2 protein-coding genes are annotated in these 1,849 nt (G+C 30.3%); both read left to right on the forward strand.

All coding sequences use genetic code 11. The features are described from left to right. The coding region (locus tag HMPREF0072_RS06600) for a hypothetical protein (RefSeq protein WP_004828550.1) at window positions 1–631 on the forward strand (631 nt) is incomplete at its 5' end. Window positions 632–1,524: 893 nt separating this feature from the next. Then, a complete protein-coding gene (locus HMPREF0072_RS06610; RefSeq protein WP_004828555.1) occupies window positions 1,525–1,839 on the forward strand; it encodes a DUF3847 domain-containing protein in 315 nt (104 codons plus the stop codon). Window positions 1,840–1,849: the final 10 nt, after the last annotated feature.

Genomic DNA, 1,849 nt, shown 5'->3' on the forward strand with positions numbered 1-1,849 from the left:
TATTCCAGCTTATGCGGCGGATTTAGATTCAAATGGTGAATATAATAAAAAAGAGCAGTTAGCAGAAATAGCAGATAAAATAGACTTGAACGTAGAAGAGCTTCAGAGCTTGGAGTTAAATATCCAAGAAGGATTCGAAAAATTAAAAAATGATACACCTGAAGTAAAATCATATTATGATAGCTTAGGAAACGGTATAAATGAAAGTATTCAAGAAGTTAAAATAAGTGATAATTTGTTATTAGGTGTAAGAACAAGAACTGAAGAAATAGGCAATGAAATAAGAAGGTTTTCTGGAAATGATATCCTATATAACAGTAGCTCTACTTACAAAGTTAAAAGTACATCGTATATTAAGCATATAACTGGACTGTATAATTTAGTGACATGTAATGCAGTGGGAAGATTCAAATCTAATGGAACACCATTGTATGGTTCTCCAACTTATTCTTCGAAATTTTGGGAAGTGAATACTTCTTCAAGTGTTAAGGATCCTTATGTTGTGTGTAATTTTGATTGTAGAGCATTTATAGGAATTGATCCTGTAGGAATGGAAGTATTCTCAAGATCTAAAACTTGCAGTTTATGGTTTTCAAGCTCAAATAAAAAAGGATATGCATCATGGGATTAAATAATAATAATAATATTGGCTCAGTAGTAATCAAAATTTCTTTAGCTTTATTAGTTGTATTTATAGTTATATGTGCTGTCCAATTATTGATAGGACTTCCTGCAGGATAATGTATATAAGATAAGACAAAGATTGAACTAATAGCAATAAAAAATAATGTAAAGAAATAAAGATACTTATGCTATAAGGTATTTATCAAGTGATAAGGATGCTATCGATAGATATATTGAAGCAGTTGATACATTAAATGCTGCTGAATTAGCGGTTTTAGCCTCAGGTAGTGGAACTGTTTTATGGTCGGTTTTGACATATTTAGATGGTGGCTTGACAGCGGGTGAAGCTGCTACCGCGGCAGGTACAGCCATTGGTGGAGTTACTACATTAAACCTTGCAATAAATAATTGTAAGAGAGTTTGGAGGCTTTATGTTGCGTAAACGTAGATTAGAAAAGTTCAGAAATATGCTAGTGATAATAGCTATGTTTACTACGTTTTTGTCCTCATTGTACTTCATTCTTAGAATAAGAAATTATCAGATAGCAATTTGTTTTTTTATTCAGTTTCTTCTTTGGATGATGTTGAGTATTTCAAAACATAAGAAATAAAATAAACCGACAGTGGTTCATTACACTGTCGGTTTATTGCTTTCTTAGACATCCTTAATCTCTTTTGCCTTTGCGGTTACAATCCGTATTCTCTTATAGCTCATGGTATCAAGAAATGTGTCGAGTTGCCGATGCTGTGTGTCTTTTGTGTCCGGCTTTTCTAAAAGAAATTGTAATATGGTCAGATAAAAAAATAGAAGCAACAAAACAAGTTGTATTAAAACACTAAGCTGAAAAACGATTAGAAATAAATCTCTAGTCGTTTTTTTATTGTAAGAAAGGACACATTATGACAAGTAAAAGATTAAGTATTGAAGAACAGATCGAAAAGAAAGAAGAAAGCATTAAGCAATTACAAAATCAAAAAAGACAATTGAAGAAAAAACTTAATGAACAAGAAAGAAAAGCAAGAAACAAAAGACTTATAGAAAAAGGTACAGTGTTTGAAAGTATTTTTGAAGAAAGTAAGGATCTAACGAAATATGAATTTTATAAGTTAATAAAAATGTTAAATGATGAAGAAATAAGATTAAACATAATGGAAATTTTAGAAGAAAGAATAAATGATAATGTAGAAAAATCATCTAAAGATGAAATAACATAATAGTCCCTTG

This window comes from Anaerococcus lactolyticus ATCC 51172, from assembly GCF_000156575.1.
Taxonomy (GTDB): Bacteria; Bacillota; Clostridia; order Tissierellales; family Peptoniphilaceae; genus Anaerococcus; species Anaerococcus lactolyticus.

Coding starts and splice junctions, on each gene's coding strand:
- HMPREF0072_RS06610 (WP_004828555.1), top strand. CDS start 1,525: ATGACAAGTAAAAGATTAAGTATTGAAGAACAGATCGAAAAGAAAGAA.